At 59.7% G+C, this 20166-nt stretch carries 15 protein-coding genes; 2 read left to right on the top strand and 13 right to left on the bottom strand.

Annotated elements, in window-relative coordinates; translation table 11 throughout:
• The first annotated feature begins 78 nt into the window (after positions 1 to 78).
• Positions 79 to 801 carry a FadR/GntR family transcriptional regulator gene (locus AFK24_RS11900; RefSeq protein WP_065833421.1) on the top strand — a complete coding sequence of 241 codons (723 nt, stop codon included), beginning with the start codon at positions 79 to 81 and terminating at the stop codon, positions 799 to 801.
• A 90-nt stretch (positions 802 to 891) separates the two neighbouring features.
• On the opposite strand, the gene AFK24_RS11895 is transcribed toward AFK24_RS11900, so the two are convergent.
• The 9 genes from AFK24_RS11895 to AFK24_RS11855 form a co-directional block, all read right to left on the bottom strand.
• Positions 892 to 3285: an efflux RND transporter permease subunit gene (locus AFK24_RS11895; RefSeq protein ID WP_065833420.1), complete on the bottom strand. Its 2394-nt coding sequence runs from the start codon at positions 3283 to 3285 to the stop codon at positions 892 to 894.
• 25 nt (positions 3286 to 3310) lie between these two features.
• The gene (locus tag AFK24_RS11890) at positions 3311 to 4417 is read right to left on the bottom strand and encodes a WD40/YVTN/BNR-like repeat-containing protein (RefSeq protein WP_430962158.1); all 1107 of its coding nucleotides are present in this window, start codon (positions 4415 to 4417) and stop codon (positions 3311 to 3313) included.
• Between the two features lie 386 nt (positions 4418 to 4803).
• Positions 4804 to 5841, bottom strand: coding sequence for an omptin family outer membrane protease (locus AFK24_RS11885; protein WP_065833419.1), 1038 nt, complete (start codon positions 5839 to 5841; stop codon positions 4804 to 4806).
• A 157-nt stretch (positions 5842 to 5998) separates the two neighbouring features.
• Positions 5999 to 8665, bottom strand: a complete 2667-nt coding sequence (pepN, locus tag AFK24_RS11880; RefSeq protein ID WP_065833418.1) for an aminopeptidase N — start codon at positions 8663 to 8665, stop codon at positions 5999 to 6001.
• A 13-nt stretch (positions 8666 to 8678) separates the two neighbouring features.
• A complete protein-coding gene (locus AFK24_RS11875) occupies positions 8679 to 9509 on the bottom strand; it encodes a DUF2797 domain-containing protein (RefSeq protein ID WP_065833417.1) in 831 nt (276 codons plus the stop codon).
• Positions 9506 to 9766 carry a YeaC family protein gene (locus AFK24_RS11870; protein WP_020288830.1) on the bottom strand — a complete coding sequence of 87 codons (261 nt, stop codon included), beginning with the start codon at positions 9764 to 9766 and terminating at the stop codon, positions 9506 to 9508. The genes AFK24_RS11875 and AFK24_RS11870 overlap by 4 nt, the downstream gene beginning before the upstream one ends.
• Positions 9767 to 9806: 40 nt before the next feature.
• A complete protein-coding gene (locus AFK24_RS11865; RefSeq protein ID WP_065833416.1) occupies positions 9807 to 10679 on the bottom strand; it encodes a rhomboid family intramembrane serine protease in 873 nt (290 codons plus the stop codon).
• Positions 10679 to 11647 (bottom strand): metallophosphoesterase, encoded by a 969-nt coding sequence (locus tag AFK24_RS11860; RefSeq protein ID WP_065833415.1) that lies wholly within the window; start codon positions 11645 to 11647, stop codon positions 10679 to 10681. The genes AFK24_RS11865 and AFK24_RS11860 overlap by 1 nt, the downstream gene beginning before the upstream one ends.
• On the bottom strand, positions 11647 to 12537 hold the full coding sequence (locus AFK24_RS11855; protein WP_020288833.1) for an NAD(+) kinase: 891 nt from the start codon (positions 12535 to 12537) through the stop codon (positions 11647 to 11649). The genes AFK24_RS11860 and AFK24_RS11855 overlap by 1 nt, the downstream gene beginning before the upstream one ends.
• 397 nt (positions 12538 to 12934) lie before the next feature.
• On the opposite strand from AFK24_RS11855, the gene AFK24_RS11850 reads away from it, so the two are divergent.
• On the top strand, positions 12935 to 13918 hold the full coding sequence (locus tag AFK24_RS11850) for a DUF1853 family protein (RefSeq protein ID WP_065833530.1): 984 nt from the start codon (positions 12935 to 12937) through the stop codon (positions 13916 to 13918).
• A 4-nt stretch (positions 13919 to 13922) separates the two neighbouring features.
• Here the strand turns inward: AFK24_RS11850 and AFK24_RS11845 are convergent, their stop codons facing one another.
• The 4 genes from AFK24_RS11845 to AFK24_RS11830 form a co-directional block, all read right to left on the bottom strand.
• Positions 13923 to 15143 carry an MFS transporter gene (locus tag AFK24_RS11845; protein ID WP_065833529.1) on the bottom strand — a complete coding sequence of 407 codons (1221 nt, stop codon included), beginning with the start codon at positions 15141 to 15143 and terminating at the stop codon, positions 13923 to 13925.
• 178 nt (positions 15144 to 15321) lie between these two features.
• Positions 15322 to 16659, bottom strand: coding sequence for an MFS transporter (locus AFK24_RS11840; RefSeq protein ID WP_065833414.1), 1338 nt, complete (start codon positions 16657 to 16659; stop codon positions 15322 to 15324).
• A gap of 148 nt (positions 16660 to 16807) precedes the next feature.
• Positions 16808 to 17815, bottom strand: coding sequence for a 1-aminocyclopropane-1-carboxylate deaminase/D-cysteine desulfhydrase (locus tag AFK24_RS11835; protein ID WP_065833413.1), 1008 nt, complete (start codon positions 17813 to 17815; stop codon positions 16808 to 16810).
• A 174-nt stretch (positions 17816 to 17989) separates the two neighbouring features.
• Positions 17990 to 20026, bottom strand: a complete 2037-nt coding sequence (locus tag AFK24_RS11830; RefSeq protein WP_065833412.1) for an NADPH-dependent 2,4-dienoyl-CoA reductase — start codon at positions 20024 to 20026, stop codon at positions 17990 to 17992.
• Positions 20027 to 20166: the final 140 nt, after the last annotated feature.

The following is a 20166-nucleotide window of genomic DNA, read 5'->3' as shown; positions in this document are numbered from 1 at the left end:
CAAGCGCGCAATCTCCTGCAATCGTGCGCCAATGCTATGATGCGCCGCATTCATCGCTCAGGATCGACTTGCGTTCCCATGGATTACCGAAAGCCTTCCGACCGTAAAAGCATGCACGCCCGCATCGTCCAGGAACTTGGCATGCAGATCGTCTCCGGGCGTTTCAAACCTGACGAAAAGCTGCCCGCCGAAGCCTTGCTGTGCGAAGAATATGCGGTCAGTCGGCCGGTCCTGCGTGAGGCAACTCGGGTTCTGGTTGCCAAGGGCCTGGTTTATTCCCGCCCGCGCGTAGGGACTGTCGTCAAAGCGCGTAAGGAATGGCACTTGCTAGATCCGGACGTGCTGCATTGGGTCATGCAGAGCACCCCGCAAAACGAATTCTTCAACCTGCTCACCAGCGTTCGGGCGGTCATCGAGCCGGCAGTTGCCGCGCTGGCCGCCCAGTACGCAACCGATGAAGAAATCGCCTCCATCGACGAAGCCTACCAACGCATGGAAGCCGCGCCGACGCCGGAAGCGTTGTTGCAGCCGGACCTGGACTTTCACAGCCGCATCGCCGACGCCACCCACAACGACTTGCTCTCGCACCTGTGCAACATGCTGTCGCTGGCGCTGCGTGAAGCCCTCAAGCATTCCAATCGACGGCCCAACCTGCACGAGCTGGCGCTGCCGCGTCACAAGGCGATCCTCACCGCCATCCAGAACCGCGACGCCCTAGGCGCCCGACACGCGACGCTGGTGCAGCTCGACGATGCCAGGAATGCGTTGAGTGTGGTGTTGGGGCAAAGTTCGGGGCTGTAGCGCAACGCACCAACCCCTGGTAACCCGTAGGACCGGCTTCAGCCGGGAGAGCGTCGCTCGCGGCTGAAGCCGCTCCTACGGATGAACACGTCAATGGGAAAACAACGAATTCCCCACCTTGCCCGCCATTTTCTCCGGTTTGATCAGGAACCGAGCCAGTGCTGGCAATAGCCACAACGCGCCGAACATGTTCCAGAGCAGCATGAAGGTCAGCATCAGGCCCATGTCCGCCTGGAACTTGATCGCCGAGAAAATCCAGGTGCACACGCCAATGGCCAGGCACAAACCGGTGAATAACACCGCCTTGCCGGTGGACTTCAAGGTTTCGTAATAGGCTTCCTGCAACGGCAGGCCAGCGCGCAGGAAGCTTTCCAGGCGACTGTAGACATAAATGCCGTAATCAACCCCAATCCCCACGCCCAAGGCAATTACCGGCAAGGTCGCGACCTTGACGCCGATCCCCATGAACGCCATCAAGGCGTTACCCAGCACCGACGTCAGCACCAGCGGCAAGACGATACACAAGGTCGCCGCCCAGGAGCGGAAGGTGATCATGCACATGGTTGCGACGCAGATATAGACCAGAATCAGAATGGTCATTTCGGTCTGTTTGATCACTTCGTTGGTGGCGGCTTCAATGCCGGCGTTACCCGCGGCAAGCAGGAATTCCAGGCCTTCGCGGTTATTTTCCTTGGCGAAGTCCTGCACCGCATGCACGGCGCGATCCAGGGTTTCGGCCTTGTGGTCGTTGAGGAAGATCAACAGTGGGGCCAGCGAGCAATCGTTGTTGTACAGGCCATCGGCCCGGGCAATGGAGCTGTTGAGCACGTCCTTGTTGCGCGACAGGGATTCCCATTTCAGGTTGCCCTCGTTCATGCCCTTGATCATTTGCTTGGACACGGTCACCAGGGAAATCGCCGATTGCACCCCCGGCGTGTTCTCCATCTTCCAGGTCAATTCGTTGATCGCCGACAGGGTTGGGTACGCCGAGCACCCTTCCCGTGGCGTCTTGACCATGACCACCAGCACGTCGGAACTGGTGGAGTAATTGTTGATGATGAAGCTGTTGTCCTTGTTGTAACGCGAATCCGGGCGCAGTTCCGGAGCGCCTTGGTCAAGGTCGCCGATCTTCAGGTTCTGGCTGTACCAAAGCCCGCCACCAAAGGCCAGCAACGCCAGCGCGATGGACACCGGCGCGACCTTGGCGCTGGCGAAGTTCGACAACAAGCGCCAGAACGGATGCTCGCAGACTGAATCCTTCTTGCTGCGGCTGACCGCTTTTTTGCTGATGCCGACGTAGGAAATCGCCACGGGCAACAGAATCAGGTTGGTGAACACGATTACCGCGACACCAATCGAGGCGCCAATCGCCAGCTCGCGGATCACGCCGATGTCGATGATCAGCAGCGTGATGAACCCCACCGCATCGGCCAGAATCGCGATCATCCCCGGCAGGAACAGCTGGCGGAAGGTGCGCCGCGCTGCGGTCAGGGCGTTATCGGCGTCACTGGATTGCAGGGCGATACCGTTGATTTTCTGCACGCCGTGGGAAATACCAATGGCGAAAATCAGGAACGGCACCAGCATCGAATATGGGTCCAGCCCGAAACCCACCACATGCATCAGGCCCAGTTGCCAGACCACGGCAATCAACGTGGTGCTCAATACCGCGACCGTGCTGCGAATACAGCGGGTAAACCAGATCAGCAGCACCAGGGTAATCAGGAACGCCACGCCAAAGAACAGCACCACCATCAACAGGCCGTCGATGAGGTCGCCGACTTTCTTGGCGAAACCGACGATGTGAATCTTGATGTTGGGGTTTTGCGCCTGGTACTTGTCGCGAATCTTTTCTTCCAGTTGATGGGAGAACTGCTGGTAGTCCAGCTTGACCAGCTTGCCCTGGTCTTCAGGGTCCGGGTAGGACTCCAGCAGCGGCACATCGACGATGCTCGACTTGAAGTCGTTGGACACCAGTCGGCCGACCTGACCGGACTTGAGCACGTTGTTGCGCAGCAGATCCAGGCTGTCATCCGAACCGTTGTAGCTCTGTGGGATCACCTCGCCACCGGCGAAGCCCTCCTCGGTCACTTCGGTCCAGCGCACGCTGGGGCTCCACAACGACTTGAGCCCGGAACGGTCGACGCCGGGGATGTAAAACACCTCGTCGTTGATTTCGCGCAGGGTTTCCATGTACTGCTTGGAAAAGATGTCGCCATCTACCGCCTCGACCGAAATCCGCACCGTATTGCCCAGGTTGGCGAGGTCGTTACGGTGCTCCATCATCTTTTGAATGAACGGATGCTCCAGCGGGATCATCTTCTCGAAACTGGTGGAGGGTCGAACCAGCGTGGCCTGCCAGAACAGAAAGGCGCTGACCAGCAGACAGATGACGATCACTGCCGGACGATTGTTGAAAATCAGCCGCTCAAGAAATGTGGCCTTGTCGTTGTTGTGCTGCTGAGTGTGATGAAGATTACTCATGCCGGATGTCCCGCCTTGATATTTCTTATTGTTGGGTCGACTCGGCGCCGGTCGGTGAGGTAACGCGAACGCCACCCTGCCCGACCAGAATCAGATTGCCCTGTGCGTCACCCGCCACGCCGGACAACGAAATCCGGTCCGGACGGTTATAAACCTGAAACGTCAGGCCATCGTCGGTACTGCGCATGACGCTGCCGCCGTTGCCCACGAGCACCAGTGAGCCGTCAGTGAGCAGGGTGGCGTTGGACAAGCCGAATTCCAGCGGCCCACGCGCAGCCTTCAATTCGATGGGACTCCAGGTATCGCCAAAATCCGTCGAGCGATACAGATTGCCGCGCAGTCCGTAGACCAGCAGCGTGCCGGGCTGCCCCGTGCCGATGGCACCAAACAGCGAGCCTTGATAAGGGCCTTCGAGTTTTTCCCAGGTTTGCCCGTCGTCAGCCGAGCGGAACATGGCGCCCGCCTCGCCGACGATGAACAAGCCTGCGTCTGCGACCTGAGCAATCCCGTTAAGGTGATATTGGTCTTCGTTGTCGAGGCGGTCGCTGGCATCTTGCCAATGCTGGCCGCCATCAGTCGTGGTCATCAACGAACCATAGGCGCCGACTGCAAAACCTGTGCTGAGATCCTTGAACCAGACGTCCAGCAGCGGTGCTTCGCGCTTGAGGTCTTCGAACTGTTTGCCCCAGTTCGCGCCGCCGTCGCTGCTGGCAAGAATCTGCGCATCATGGCCAACCGCCCAGCCGTGTTTTTCATCGACGAAATACACCGCGGTGAGCAGCTGCCGGGTTGGCACCTTGGCCTGGGTCCAGGTCTTGCCTTGATCATCGGAATACAGGATGTGGCCGCGATCACCCACCACCACCAGCCTTGCGCCGGCGTGGGTTACGTCCAGCAACAGCCCGCGTGCGGATTTGGCGGATTCGATGGAATAAAGCGCAGCAGGATCACCGCCAGCGCTGCTCGGCGCACTGTCGGTTGCAGCCATGGAGGTAGTGATGAAACCCGCCAGCATCAATGCAGCGAGAAGCGAGCAGGATTTAGCCAGGGGCTTGCCTGTGCGTAGTGTCGGTGAACGGCCAATGGCCGCGTCCGCACTGGACTGGGTGCGCCGATCTGCAGGCTCACTCATGGAGCGTTCCCCTTTTATTGTTATTAGGTCTACCGAAGACTGACCAGCCTTTGCAGAACCGCTGCAAGCGCTCTAGCCCTAGCCTTTTGGAAGCAGACCTATCCTATCCAGCTTTGGAAACCCGTGACAATCGACAAGACGTTATCTTTTGTTAAGCGCCCTTGGTGTGATTGTTTGGGTATCAGTAAAGCTGATGTGGCAGGAGTGCAGCTCCTCGTAGATACCGTCTTGATCCCCCATCACACAACCCTTTGAAGTTCCGTAGGACCGGCTTTAGCCGGGAGGACGCCGGGACATTCGCAGCAGTTGCGTCGTCAGACCTTCCGCCCTCCCGGCTAAAGCCGGTCCTACGACCCCTGTGTGCTGGCCGATATCGGCAATCGAGTTCAGAACCGGTAGGCCACCGCCAATGTGGACACCGTGGTTCTGCTGGCCTGAGCGCTGGAATCGTTGCCGAATCGCTGACTGTCGCCGGTTATTGCGTTCTTGCGCAGCGTAGAACCTTTGGCTTCAGCGTAGACCTGATGATCAACCCCCGCCTTCACCGAGAACTGCGGATTGAAGTTGTACGTCAGCCCCAGAGCCATCGATTGCATACGGCCTGTGTTGCCGTGATTGCCGGCAAACGTCAGATCGCGCATGTGATGCGTGTCGAAATCCCTGGCCTTGACCCACTGGCTGTGCTTGAACCGACCTTCAAGTGTCAAGTTCTGGAGGGTGTAGATGCCGACAAGGCCGAGGAACGGCGTGTCGTAAGTCTGCTGGTAACTGATGGCCTTGGCTCCGGCGGGAAACTCGCCGGTCCGGTCACGATATTCGTCTTTAGACGAATAGATGTAACTGCCGCCACGGGATTCCCAATCGAACTGGCTGCGCTGATAGCCGGCCATCACCCCAAGGGCAAGGTCTTCACGCTTGAGCGCCCAGGCTGTGGCAGCGAACTCGGCCTGCCAGGCATTCTTGAGACGGGTATCCGGGTGATCGGAACGATGGGTCCAACCGGCCTCATCGCCGTCGAGCCAGTCGTAATCGCGCATGTGACTGTTGCCTGCGCTCATGCGCGTCCAACCGCGCACGTCCAGGGTAAGCCAGTCCAGTGCGTGGTAGGTCAGGCCCAGATGCAAGGTGGGTACCTGTTTGATGTCCCAGTTCAGCTGACTGAGCTTTTCGCCACTGTCGTAGACTTTTTCCTCGGACTTCCCGTTCAACAGCCCGACACCGAGATTCAACTCGACACTGCCCACCTGCAACTGCTGTTCCCTGGTCACCTGCGCATTAGCCGCAGCCTCTTGCCCAAGTGCAACCAACCCCAGCATTACCAGCGTATTCCGTCCATTCATCAACAAAGTCCATACCTCAATCGGGATGATGTGCGCGACGATCAGGGTCAACGCAGCACGAAACGAAAGGATGAACTTTGTCACAGGAAATCTCTGCCAGCCGAGTCCGCACGGGTCTGTATGAAACCTCCATGGCTACCTCTGGAAAGCCCCTACATGGACACCCCTTTTACGAACAGCGCGCGCATGAAAAAGGGCCTCTCCGCTTACGCGTCAGGCCCTTTTTTACCAACCGCTGAAGTTACTCGGCCAGGCTTTTGCTCACCACTTCGTACACGTCACTGGACAGCTCACCCGAATCACGGATGCGCACCAGTTCGGCCTTCATCAACGCCTGACGGGCGCTGTCGTATTTGCGCCAGCGGGTCAGCGGCGCCAGTTGACGCGACGCGATTTGCGGGTTGAACGCGTTGAGTTCGATGACCAGATCCGCCAGGAAGCGATAGCCGGAGCCGTCCGCCGCATGGAAGTTGATCAGGTTCTGGCCCGCGAACGCACCGATCAGGGCGCGGACCTTGTTCGGGTTCTTGATGTTGAATGCCGGATGCTGCATCAGCGCCTTGACCCGATCCAGACCGCCCGGCAAGGTGCTGCCAGCCTGCACGCTGAACCATTGGTCCATAACCAGCGGGTTGTCCTTGAAGTTTTCCGCGAACACCGTCAGCGCTTTGTCCTTCTCGGCGGTGAATGGCGAATTGACCAGCACGGCCAGCGCGGTGAGGCGTTCGGTCATGTTGTCGCTGGTGTCGAACTGCTCGATGGTGGCGGCCAGAACTTCCGGCTTGCCACTGAGCATCAGGTACGACAAGGCAATGTTTTGCAGGGCGCGACGGGCAAAATGCTCGGCTTCGGCCACATAAGGCGTGGCTTTCGACACCTCGCGGTTGCTGGTGTAGCGCGACCACAAGGCCTCGAACAGGCTGTTCGCCAGTTGCTTGCGGACGAATTCGCGAGCGGCGTGGATCGCATCCACATCAGCCACTTCGCTGATCTCGGTCAGATAAGCTTCGCCCGGCAACGACAACATCTCGGCGATCATTGCCTGATCCAGCGTGGTGTCCGCCAGAACCGTGCCCAGCGCGGTAACCAGACGCTGATCAAGGACCATGTCCTGACCTTGCTGATACTGGCCGATCAATTCCTGCAGGACTTGCACAGACAGCTGCTGCCCGGCATCCCAACGATTGAAGCCGTCGCTGTCATGCTGCATGAGGAACATCAGCTGATCGCGGTTGTACGGGAAGCTCAGTTTCACCGGGGCCGAGAAACCGCGCAGCAGCGACGGCAATGGCTGTTCGGCAACATCAACGAAGGTAAAGGTCTGCTCGGCTTCGGTGACGGAAATCACCCGAGTAGTACCCGACGCAGCCGCTTCGCCTTGCAGATGCAAAGCCACTTCGCCGCCTTGTTTGTCCAGCAGGCCCAGGGCAACAGGGATCACGAAAGGCTTTTTCGCATCGCCAGGCTGGCCCGGCGTGGTTGGACAGCTTTGGCGGAAGGTCAGGCTGTAGGTATTCGCGGCGCTGTCGTAGGACTCGCTCACCGTAAGACGCGGCGTGCCAGCCTGGCTGTACCAGCGCTTGAACTGGGTCAGGTCGACACCATTGGCGTCTTCCATGGCCTTGATGAAGTCATCGCAGGTCACGGCCTGGCCGTCGTGGCGTTCGAAGTACAGGTCGCTGCCTTTGCGGAAGCCTTCGGCACCCAACAAGGTATGGATCATGCCGACCACTTCCGAGCCCTTTTCGTACACGGTCAACGTATAGAAATTGGAAATCTCGATGAAGCTGTCCGGGCGCACGGCGTGGGCCATGGGGCCGGCGTCTTCGGCGAACTGGTGGGTGCGCAGGTAAGCCACATCCTGAATGCGCTTGACCGTGGCCGAGTTCATGTCCGCCGAGAAACCGGAATCGCGATAAACCGTGAAGCCTTCCTTGAGAGACAGCTGGAACCAGTCGCGGCAGGTCACGCGGTTGCCCGACCAGTTGTGGAAGTATTCGTGGGCCACGATGGCCTCGACCCGCTGGTGCGCGGCATCGGTGGCGGTTTCGGCACGGGCCAGCACGGCGCTGGAGTTGAAGATGTTGAGGCCCTTGTTCTCCATGGCGCCCATGTTGAAGTCGTTGACCGCAACGATCATGAAGATGTCCAGGTCGTACTCGCGACCGTAGGTTTCTTCGTCCCAGCGCATGGATTTCTTCAGGCTGGTCATGGCGTGCTGGCACTTGTCGATATTTTCCGGCTCGACATAGATGCGCAGGGTCACTTCCCGGTCGCTCATGGTGGTGAACTTGTCTTCCACGCACCACAGATCACCGGCCACCAGCGCGAACAGGTACGCCGGTTTCATGAACGGGTCTTCCCAGGTCGCCCAATGCCGACCGTCATCTTCCGGCCCGCTGGCAATCGGATTGCCATTGGAGAGCAGGACCGGAAAAGCGTGTTTGTCGGCGCTCAGGGTCGTGGTGAACTTGCTCATCACGTCCGGGCGGTCGAGGTAATAGGTGATCTTGCGAAAACCTTCGGCCTCGCACTGGGTGCAGAACATGCCGCTGGATTTATACAGGCCTTCCAGGGCGGTGTTGGTTTCCGGGTGAATTCGCACGCTGCTGTCGACCACGAAGGATTCAGCCTTCGGGTGCAGCGTCAGGTGGTCCGGGGTCAGCTGGTAATCGGTGTTGGTCAGTTCGACATCGTCGAGCTTGACCGACAGCAGTTCCAGCAACTGACCATCCAGCACCAACGGCGGCAGACCCGCGCCACGGGCCGGGTTGCGGCGCATGACCAGCTGGGTGTGCACCAGCGAATGGTCGTCGAACAATTCGAAGGTCAGGTGCGTCTCGTCGATGAGGTACTCGGGCGCCTGGTAGTCCTTCAGGTAGATCATTTTCGGTTGATCGGTGCGCATGATGGAGTCCTTTTTACTGATGCACGGCCAGTTGATAGGCCGTGTATTTGCGAATATTGATCACGCCGGTATCGAAAATCAGGTACTGGCCCTTGATCCCCAGCAACGTGCCTTCGGCGATCGGATTCTTGTCCAGGTTGAAGCTGACAATCTTGGTCGGGTACGCCTCGACGGGGTAGCGGATCTCGATTGGCTCGACGTCATGTAGCAATTGGATAGCCTGCAGGCCGAATCGTTCTTGCAGTCCTGCCAGCCCCTCGGCGCAACTGTCGAACAATTGCTGGCGCACGGCGGCAAGGTCCACAGGCACCGCGTCGCCCTTGAGCAGCGCGCGCCAGTTGGTGCGGTCGGCAACCTGGCTACGCAGCAGGTCTTCGACAAAACCGGACTGCTGGCGAGTGGCTACGCGAATAATCGGCAACGCCTGGCTTGCACCCTGGTCGAGCCAGCGTGTCGGCAGCTGGGTCGCGCGGGTGATGCCGACTTTGACGCCCGACGAATTGGCCAGGTACACCACGTGATCGGTCATGCAGAACTGCTCGCCCCACGCCGGATCGCGGCAAGTGCCGTGTTCGTGATGGCATTTTTCCGGGCTCATGATGCAGATGTCGCACTGCGCCAGCTTGAGCATGCACGGGTAGCAATAGCCTTGACTGTAGCTGGACTTGGTCTTGCGCCCGCAATGACTGCAATGAATCGCGCCGAGGAATTCCAGGCGCACGGTCTTGCCAATCAGCGGGTTGACCGGAATCTCGTTGTCACCCAGACGAAAGCTGTATTGCACCAGCGGTTCATCAAGGCGGGCTGACATTTTGTTGACTGCGCCGCGACCAATCTCGATCAATGGATGGCATCCGACTTGAACAGGATGTTAGGCACCGTCGTGGATTTGGAGGCGCATTCCTGCGGCCCCATGTAGCCGATGCGCTGGTCTTCCGGCAGATTCTGCACTTCCCAGGCGATCAGCGCCTGCAAGGACAATTCACGCTGTTCCTGGGTCAGCTTGCGGCCGTCCGACCATTTCCCGATTTCCACGGCCAGCTTCAGGCTCTCGTAGATGTCCGGGGTGATGTTTTCGATCATTTCAACAAAAGAGGACATAGAACGCTCCACAACACTCAATAAAAACAAGCGGGAAATTTTAGACGCTGCGGCGGGCCAGAGCACCGCCCAACAGACCTGTAACACAACCGATGATCAGACCGCCCACATGCGCGCCGTTGGCGATTTCGCCGAAGCCGAGCATGCTCACCAGCCCCGACAGGCACAACGCCAGCCAGACCAGCATCATCACCAGAACCCCGCGCGGTAAACGATAGATGGGGTTCGGTGCGAGCATTTGAAAGATCCAGCAATGACCGAGCAAGCCATACAGCACGCCGGACAAGCCGCCAAACAGGCTCGGTCCACCGAACTGGTATTGAACGTAGTTGGAAACCGCGCTGAACAACAGGGTCAGGCCGAGCAAATACCCACTGCCTTGACGCAATTCGATGCGCCGCCCCAGCTCCCAGTACCACATGGCGTTCATGGCCAAGTGCAGGATGCCGAAGTGAATCAGCATGGGCGTGACGATACGCCACCATTGACCCGCTGCCAGAGTATCGGCAAGTGGCCTGAAACTCGCGTAATCGCCATGAATGCGGAAATCGAGGAAGGTCAGCCAGCTCACCGCCTGCAGGTTGTCGCCCAGCAGCGTGATGCCGGCCACGATCAGACAGGCCAGCAGAATCAGCGACGTGACCGGGCTGTCCTTGAGCTGCCGGACAAAACCCGAGCGCGGCAGGCTGCCGGACTGTTGGCCAGGGGGCAGCTGGTAGTTTTCGTCGCCTTCCGGGTATTGCTGATACAGGGTGCGCACATCTTCGGCGAGCTGCGGGGTGTCCGGCACCCACAACACTTGCTCGCCCGCCTCTTCACTGACGCGATGGGGCACCCGCAAGCGGTTCAACAGGCTGACAAAGCCACTCAGATCAGTGGTCAGCGGCAGACGCAATACAGCAACAGGACTCATTACACAGCCTCGGGGCGTTTGACATCGATCCAGACGAATTTGTCAGGATCGATACGGGTTTCCTGGTCAAGCCGATAGGCGACCAACTTGCCGTAAAGCACGGCGCTGTAATCCAGGCAAGCCAGGTTTGGCCGAATGGGAGCAGGCACGCCGCTGCGCCAGTAATGGCCGACGAACAGCAAGGGTTCGTCGATGCCATAGCGCAACAGGGCGTTTTTTTCAGTGGTGGTCAACGGCGTCTTGGCCACGCCTTCCGGCAAGGCGTCGGGCTGAAAGACCACGTCGCCATAGGTTTGCGGATCGTCTTCCCAGAATTTGGTGCGAAAGAACGCCCGCGTCAGGCCGTCGCCACCGGTAAACGTCATGCCATGGGGCAAACGCATGTCGGTGCCGCGCAACAGGCGATCGAATACCGCGCTGGCAAAACTGCCGGGCACCGCCGACGCCTGGACAAAATGCTTGTCGATGCAACCGTTGCCATGCAAACCCAGCAAGGGTCCGATCAGACTGGAGTCCCAGCACGCATGCACCACGCGAAAACGCTCGGCGTCGATGAACAGCGGCAGTTCGTAGAACCAGTTGACGAAGTCGTTCCACTCGTCCGGATATTGCTCGAACTGCGCCAGGGTTTCGCCAATCAGGCGCGCGTGCCGTGGCGAATGCTCGCGCACGAACAGCTTGCCGCTTTCGGACAAGGCCGGTGTCACCCAACCCAGCGCATTGAACTCGTGATTACCCATGATGCACACCGCATGCCCGGCCACGACCATGTCGCGCACGATATGCAGGGCTTCGCGGATCAAGGGCCCGCGGTCGATGATGTCGCCGAGGAACACCGCGATGCGCTCCGGGTGACGCCAGACGCCGGCCTGAAAACGGTAGCCCAGCACGCTGAGCAATTGCTCCAGCGTATGGGCACATCCATGCACGTCACCGATCAGATCGTAGCTACGCGCGGGATCGAGCATCAATCGCCTCCACCACCAAGCCGGCTGCCCCAGCCAAGCTTGGTGCGGCACACTTCGTAATAGTTGTGATCCAGCGGATGGATCAGGCGCAGTTTCTGCGGCTTCTTGCTCACGGTAATGGTATCGCCGGGTGCGCAAGTGAAATGGTTCTGCCCGTCACAGGAGACCTGTGGATAAATCGTCATGTCCTTGGAGACGACGATTTTCAGTTCACTATTGCCGTCCACCACAATAGGCCGGCCGGACAAGGTGTGCGGGTACATCGGCACGATGACGATGGCATCAAGCTTGGGATGCATGATCGGCCCGCCCGCCGACAGCGCATACGCAGTCGAACCGGTTGGCGTGGCGACGATCAGGCCATCGGCCTTCTGACTGCAGACGAACTGGCCGTCGATGTACAGCTCGAATTCGATCATGCGCGTCGACTTGCCGGGGTGCAGCACTACGTCGTTCAGAGCATCGCCCTGACCAATGGCTTCGCCGTGACGACGGACTTCGGCCTGCAACAGGAAGCGGTTTTCCACCAGATAGTGGCCGTCCAGCACTTCGGCGCACTTCACTTCCAGCTCGTCGGGACGAATATCAGTGAGAAATCCCAGGCTGCCGCGGTTGATCCCCAGCACCGGCACATTGTGCTTGGCCAGCGCTCGCGCCGCGCCGAGCAGGCTGCCATCGCCGCCAACGACGATCACCATGTCGCACACTTCCCCGAGCATCTTGCGCGACGAGGTTTGCAGGCCATGGCCCGGCAACACTTCAGCAATGGTGTCTTCGAGAATGACGTGCAGGTGCCGTCCCAGCAGAAACTTCTTGAGTCGGCGAACGGTATCGAGCACCTGCACACTGCCGAGGCGACCGATGATGCCGATATTGCGAAATTGCTCCATGGGGCTCCTGCGGGGGTTCGATGCGGCTTAAAGAAGGGGATTATGGGTGAAAGGCCGGGGTAGCGGCAATTGCCGATGTTGTGGGGGTCAACTTGTTGGCGAGGCGTTGATCCTGGGTAGAACGGAATAACGCCTCGCGAAGAAGTTCGCTCCCACCATGTCTCCGGTCCGTACACCGAAACAAAGGGGGTCGACCGTCAGGGCGAAACCTGATTAAGCCGCGCCGCAAATGCTGTTGGTGCAACTCGACTCAAGACGCTCGCAAGTGTTTCACCGCCGACAAGTGCATTGGCTGACGTGACGTCATCGCGGGCAAGCCTCGCTCCAACGGATTTAGCGTTTGCCGCGCGACAGGCTGCGCCGTACGCCCTCCCGCAAGTTCCGCTATCCTCGGACCATGAGCCTATTCCCGAGCCTGACTCACCTGCCCCGCCAATTACGCAACTCGCCAGTGCGTGATCTTGCCTGGGTCATCCTGGCGCCTCCGATGCTTGGGCAGACCCCGTGGCCGCAGCGCCATCCATTGTCGGCCAGCGACTGGGTACACCAGCCGCACCAATTGGCCGACTTCCTGCTCCAGCTGGATCAGGACAGCCACAAACTCGATCACTGGCTGGCGCTGGGTGCAACGCGACGCCTGGGTTTGTATTACGAACGCCTGTGGCAATTCGCTGTGCATCATGCGCCGGGCGTCGAGATGATCGCCGCCAACCTGCCGATCCGCGTGGGCGGGCATACGCTGGGGGAACTGGATATGCTGCTGCGCGATGCAGATGGCGTGCACCACGTGGAACTGGCGATCAAGCTGTATCTGGGTCCGCAAAACGGTGATGGCAGCGATCCGGCACAATGGCTGGGGCCAGGCTGCCATGACCGGTTGGATCGCAAACTGGCTCACCTTAGTCAGCATCAACTGCCGATTTCAGCGCGTCCGGAAAGTCGCGAAACCCTTGCGGCGCTGAATATCGAGCATTTCAACGCCGAACTTTGGCTGGGCGGTTACCTGCTGTATCCCTGGCCCGGTCAGGCGCAAGCTCCCGAAGGCGCGCATCCCCAGCATTTGCGCGGCAGTTGGCTGCATCAGCGTGATTGGGACGAATTTGCCAGCCAGCGCCCCAAAGGTCGCTGGCAATTGCTGCCGCGTCACGCCTGGCTGGCACCGGCGCATTACGCGCAACCGTGGAGCCACGAACAACTTGATGACTGGCTGGCAGAGCTGGACCCACGGGCGCCGGCACAACTTCTGGTACGCCTGACGGAAAATCCTGACGGCGAATGGGAAGAAGCCGAGCGAATATTTCTCGTCGCTGATATCTGGCCCAATCTGGGTGACACCAGCAACGCTACGCCGATCCTCGCCCAGCCCGTCGCTCCGGTTTAAACGATCAGGCAGACTTTCTGGAGCGCGGCAGGAAAATCGCCAGGATGCCCAGCAGCGGCAGGAACGAACACAGCGTATAGACGAACAAAATGCCGTGGCTGTCCGCCAGATAACCGAGCAACGCCGCACCGATGCCGCCGAAACCGAACATCAGGCCGAAGAAAATCCCCGCGATCATGCCGACGTTGCCCGGCACCAGTTCCTGGGCGTACACGACAATGGCGGAGAATGCCGAAGCCAGGATGAAACCGATGATCACGCTCAAAACGCTGGTCCAGAACAGGTCCGCGTAAGGCAATGCCAACGTGAAGGGTGCCGCGCCGAGAATCGAAAACCAGATCACCGCCTTGCGGCCGATCTTGTCGCCAATCGGCCCGCCAAAGAAGGTGCCCGCCGCCACCGCGCCGAGAAACAGGAACAGCTGCAACTGCGAAGCCGCCACCGACAGATCAAACTTTTCTATCAGGTAAAAGGTGAAGTAGCTGGTAATGCTCGACATATAGAAGAACTTGGAAAACACCAGAAACGCCAGGATCGCCAACGCCATGGTTACACGGCCTTTCGACAATCCGTGCGTCGCGGCCTGGCCTTGCTTGAGCTTGAACAGACTCAAGTGCGAGCGATACCAACGGCTGATGGCGTACAGCAAACCTAAGGAAAACAGCGCAAACAGCCCGAACCAGGCCACGTGCCCCTGGCCGAACGGAATGATGATCGCCGCCGCCAGCAGCGGGCCGAATGCCGAGCCGGTGTTGCCGCCTACCTGAAAGGTCGACTGCGCCAAGCCAAAACGCCCACCCGATGCCAGCCGCGCGATACGCGAAGCTTCCGGGTGAAAGGTCGAGGAACCGATGCCGATCAGCGCCGAAGCCAGGAGGATCAGCGGAAAACTGCCGACCATGGACAGCATCAGAATGCCAATCAGGGTGCAGATCGAACCCAGCGGCAAGACCAGCGGATTGGGGTGGCGGTCAGTGTAATAACCCACCCAGGGCTGCAGCAGCGAAGCGGTGATCTGGAATGTCAGCGTAATCAGGCCAACCTGGGTGAAGCTCAGCCCGTAGTTTTCCTTGAGCATCGGGTAGATCGACGGCAGCACAGCCTGGATCAGGTCATTGATCAAATGCGCCAGCGCCACCGCGCCAATGATGCGCATCACCAGTGGACTGGTCGTGCTGGAGGGTGAGGCTGGAATTGCGTTTGAAGCAGGGTTGCTGACGGCCATGAAGTTCATCCGTGGAGCGTTTGGATGTGCCCTGACAGCTCATTGCAAAATGTGTCGACGGCACGCGGGGCCGCCAATGTGCCATTTTTTGGGGCGCTATCGCCACAATTTGTTGCAGAAATAAACAGTCAGTGGGAGCGAGGCGCCTGATTCGCGGGCAAGCCTCGCTCCAACAATTTCACGTCGCGACAGTAACCACTGCAGCCTTGTTCTCAGTGGGAACATCATGCAGGGAAATCCGCGAAGTTTCCCGCAAGGCCATCCCGCCCGCCAACGCCAGCAAGGCGACAGCGATCAGGTAAAACGCCGGCGAAAGGTTGCTGCCCGTCGTCGTGATCAACCAGGTCGCCATCAAGGGCGCGGTGCCACCAAAGATGGTGTAGGCCATGTTGTAGGTGATCGCCGATGCGGTATAGCGGGTGCGGGTTGGAAAGGTTTCCGAAAGCAACGCCGCCGTAACCACACCGCACAACACCGCGCCAACGGCCAGCAGCATGACGCCGACAATGGACGCCGCGAACGAGCCGGAGCTGGCCATCAGGAAGGATGGATAAACCACAATGATCAACAACGCGCAGGCGCTCATGATCGTGACGCGGCGCCCGACGCGATCCGAATAGAGCCCGGCCAGCGGACAGATTGCTGCGGCGAAGATCAATGCGATCAATGACACCAGCAGCGCCGTGGCACGACTCAGGCCGCCGGCCACTTGCAGGTAGGTGGCGAAATAAGTGGTGAACATATAGAACGACAAGGCCGTCAGGGAAACGAAAGCGCCAAGACAGCAGATCGCCGCACCGTGGTTGCGCAGGGTTTCCTTGAGTGGCGAGTGGGCAACCGCGTGCTCCTCTTTGACAGCCTGAAACGCCGGGGTTTCGTCCAGTTTCCAGCGCAGGTAAAGCCCGACGAGCCCCAATGGCGCGGCGATCAGGAACGGCAGGCGCCAGCCCCAGCTGCCCATGGCCTCGGCAGACAGCGATGCTTCCAGTGCATAAGCCACCACCGCTGCGGCAGCGAAGGCGGAAAAGGTCGAAACGGGAATGAAGCTGCCATACCAGGCACGCTTGTCGTTGGGCGCATGCTCCATCAGATAAGCGCAGGCCCCGGCGTACTCACCGCCCGCCGAGAAACCTTGCGCGCAGCGGATGAGCGTCAACAGAATCGGCGCCATCACTCCGATGGCGGCATAGGTCGGTAACACGCCGATCAGGGTCGTGGCGCCAGCCATCAGCAAAATGGTCATCGCCAGAGTTCGCTTACGTCCGATCCGGTCGCCCAGCATGCCGAAGAAAATCCCGCCCAAAGGCCGAAATGCGAAGGCCACGGCGAACACCGCGAAGGTTTTCAACAAGGCGGCACTGGCATCGCCGCTGGGAAAAAACTGTTGGGCAATGGTGGTGGCCAGGAAGCCGTAGACCGCGAAGTCGAACCATTCGACGAAGTTGCCGATGGCGGCGGCAACAATGACTTTTCTCAAAGTGGCGGGACTGACCTGCCCTGCAGTTGCACTGGTCATGCTGAACCTCGACGTTGCATCAGGAAGCTATCGATTATCGGGACAGCGGCTGAAAGGGTTCACTCTGAAAGTGTCATCCACGTATTCAGGGCCGACCCGTCATGACCAGAGTGGCGCAGGATTCGTGCCAAAGGCAGGAATCGGCCGCCTAGAGGCCCATCGCTCGCCGACCTTGCAGGCCTCCGGTGTGAATGAAGATCAAACGCGTGCTCGCCACGAAACGCCCAGCCGAAACTTCATCGCGCAGCATCAGCAGGGCTTTGCCTGTGTACAGCGGTTCGAAGGGAATGCCACTCTGGTTTTCGCTGGCAGCGATGAAATCGAGCAGCAGCGGATCGGTTTTGGCGAAGCCGCCGCGACTGGCGTCGAGCAGATGAAACAGGGAATCTGCGGCAGGAGACAACTTGTTGTCGGGACTGAGTGTCAGCCTGCTTCGCGAGCAAGCTCGCTCCCACTCAAGTTCGCTCCTACACGCTTGCGCAGTTCCCGCATGGAGGACCGCCGCCACATTCTCCTGCACCCCATGCCCATCCGGCACCGCCATGGCGCCATACACTGGATGCGCCCCCGCTTCAGCCAGCACCAGCCCGGCCAGCGTCGTGCCCGTTCCGGCGGCCAGCCACCAGCCGTGATAATCGTCCCAACTTAAATTACCCAGCTGGCCACGGGCCATGCTCAATAACTCGGCGCATCCCGAAGCACCGGCCAAACCGCCACCGCCTTCCGGGATCGGATAAAAGTCCGGATAGCGCGCCAGCCAGGGCAGCCAGAAATCAGGCTCGTGCCGCGCCCGATAGCCGCCATAACCGAGCCAATGCAACTGCATGCCAAATGCCTGCAGATCCCGCGTGGTCGGGGTTTCCTGCGCATGACCGCGCAATAAGCCTACGGTGGGGAAATCGAAACGTTTGCCTGCCGCCGCCAAAGCATGCAAATGATTGGAATGCGCACCGCCCAGACTGATCACGCCCTGGGCATTGGCCTCGCTGGCGGCCGCAAGGTGATGATCAAGCTTGAACCATTTATTGCCGCTGATCAGGGCGTCGATCAGGTCCAGACGCAACACTGCCACCTCGACGCAGGCATGGTCTAGCCAGGGCAGTTTCAGCGGTTGCAGAGGGGCATGGGGTTGCCAGTTGATGGGGTTGAGTGACACGTCGTCTGGCCCGCATTGAGAGAGGCGCAGTCTAACACTCACGCACATTCAGCTGGTCTGGCGCAGATTCGTGGGAGCGGATTTATCCGCGAAAGCGCCTGTTCAGGCGACGGATCTTCACCGCCTGTTCAAATGCCTTCGGGAATAAATTCCCTCCTACAGGGATACATCGGTTTACAAACCCGCCGCCAACCTTGAGCCTTGATCAATCGCCCGCTTGGCATCCAGCTCCGCCGCCACGTCCGCGCCGCCGATCAGGTGCACCTGCTGGCCCGTGTCCACCAGCCCGTCGTACAACTCCCGCAGCGGGTCCTGGCCGGCGCAGATCACGATGTTATCCACCGGCAGCAATTTCTCTTCGCCTTCGCCGATGCGGATGTGCAGGCCGGCGTCGTCGATCCGCAGGTATTCAACGCTGTTGAGCATCTGCACCTGTTTGTTTTTCAGACCGGTGCGATGAATCCAGCCGGTGGTTTTGCCCAGACCGTCGCCGACCTTGGAAGCCTTGCGCTGCAACAGAAACACCTGACGCGCCGGTGCATGGGGCTCGGGTTTGATGCCCGCCACGCCACCCCGGGCTTGCAGGGCGGTGTCGATGCCCCATTCCTTCCAGAACGCCTCGCGATCCAGGCTCGTCGAAACACCTTGATGGACCAGGAATTCCGACACATCGAAACCGATGCCGCCCGCGCCAATTACTGCAACGTTATGCCCTACAGGCTTACGCGCAAGGATCACGTCCAGATAGCTCAGCACCTTGGGGTTGTCGATGCCGGGAATGGCTGGAGTGCGCGGCGCGATACCGGTGGCGAGGATGATGTCGTCATAACCCGCGTTGACCAGATCCGCCACGGCAACCCGTTCGTTCAGGCGGACTTCAACACCGGTGGTCTGCAACTTGCGAGCGAAATACCGCAAGGTTTCGAAAAACTCTTCCTTGCCCGGCACGCGCTTGGCGATGTTGAACTGGCCGCCGATCTCGCTCGCGGAATCGAACAGCGTGACCTTATGTCCACGCTCGGCGGCCACCGTGGCCGCTGCCAGACCCGCAGGACCGGCGCCGATCACCGCAATGCGCTTGATCTGCCGGGTGGGTACATAGTTGAGTTCGGTTTCGTGACAGGCGCGAGGGTTGACCAGACAGGTAGTCAGCTTGCCGCCGAAGGTGTGGTCCAGGCACGCCTGGTTGCAGCCAATACACGTATTGATTTCATCGGCGCGACCGGCAGCGGCTTTGTTGACGAACTCTGGATCGGCGAGGAACGGTCGGGCCATGGAGACCATGTCGGCGTCGCCTTCGCTGAGGATCTGCTCGGCGATTTCCGGGGTATTGATCCGGTTAGTGGTGATCAGCGGAATGCTCACCGAGCCGCGCAGCTTGGCCGTCACTTTGCTGAACGCCGCACGCGGCACTTTGGTGGCAATGGTCGGAATCCGCGCTTCATGCCAGCCGATCCCGGTGTTGATGAGGGTCGCGCCAGCCTGCTCAATGGCCTTGGCCAGCTGAACGATTTCTTCCCAGCTGCTGCCGCCTTCGATCAGATCCAGCATCGACAGACGGAAAATGATGATGAACTGCGGGCCGACCGCTTCGCGTACCCGACGCACGATGTCTACCGCCAGACGCATGCGATTTTCGTAGCTGCCACCCCAGCGATCAGTGCGATGGTTGGTATGGGCGGCGAGGAACTGGTTAATGAAGTAGCCTTCCGAACCCATGATTTCGACGCCGTCGTAGGCGGCGCTCTGGGCCAGGGTCGAGCAGGTCACGAAATCCTGAATCTGTTTCTCGATGCCTTCTTCGTCCAGCTCCCGGGGTGTGAACGGGTTGATCGGCGCTTTGATTGCGCTCGGCGCGACTTGTTTGGGGCTGTAGGCATAGCGCCCGGCATGCAGGATTTGCAGGCAGATCTTGCCGCCCGCTTCATGCACGGCTTGGGTGACGATGCGATGCTGTTCCGCTTCCCCGGTATTGGTCAGCTTCGCGGCGCCGGAATACACACCCCCTTCATCGTTGGGCGCGATACCGCCGGTCACCATCAGGCCGACGCCGCCACGGGCACGCTCGGCAAAGTACGCCGCCATGCGCTCGAATCCACCGGGTTTCTCTTCCAGACCGGTGTGCATGGAGCCCATCAATGTGCGGTTGCGCAGCGTGGTGAAACCCAGATCCAGCGGGGCCAACAGGTGCGGGTAGTGAGCGGCGGCCATAAAGACTCCATCAAGCGTGATCACGGGACGCGGATGCCTTGGGCAACCGTCAATTATTCAAGCCCTCGGGGCCTGTTCATGGCGCAACAGTAAAGGCCGCACCCAACACGCTCAATGACTGAAAGTGACAAGTTATTGAT

Origin of the sequence: Pseudomonas syringae (assembly GCF_001698815.1) — a bacterium.
Lineage (GTDB): Bacteria > Pseudomonadota > Gammaproteobacteria > Pseudomonadales > Pseudomonadaceae > Aquipseudomonas > Aquipseudomonas syringae_A.
The sequence above is the reverse complement of the archived record's forward strand: the minus strand, read 5'-3'. Positions and strand labels throughout refer to the sequence as shown.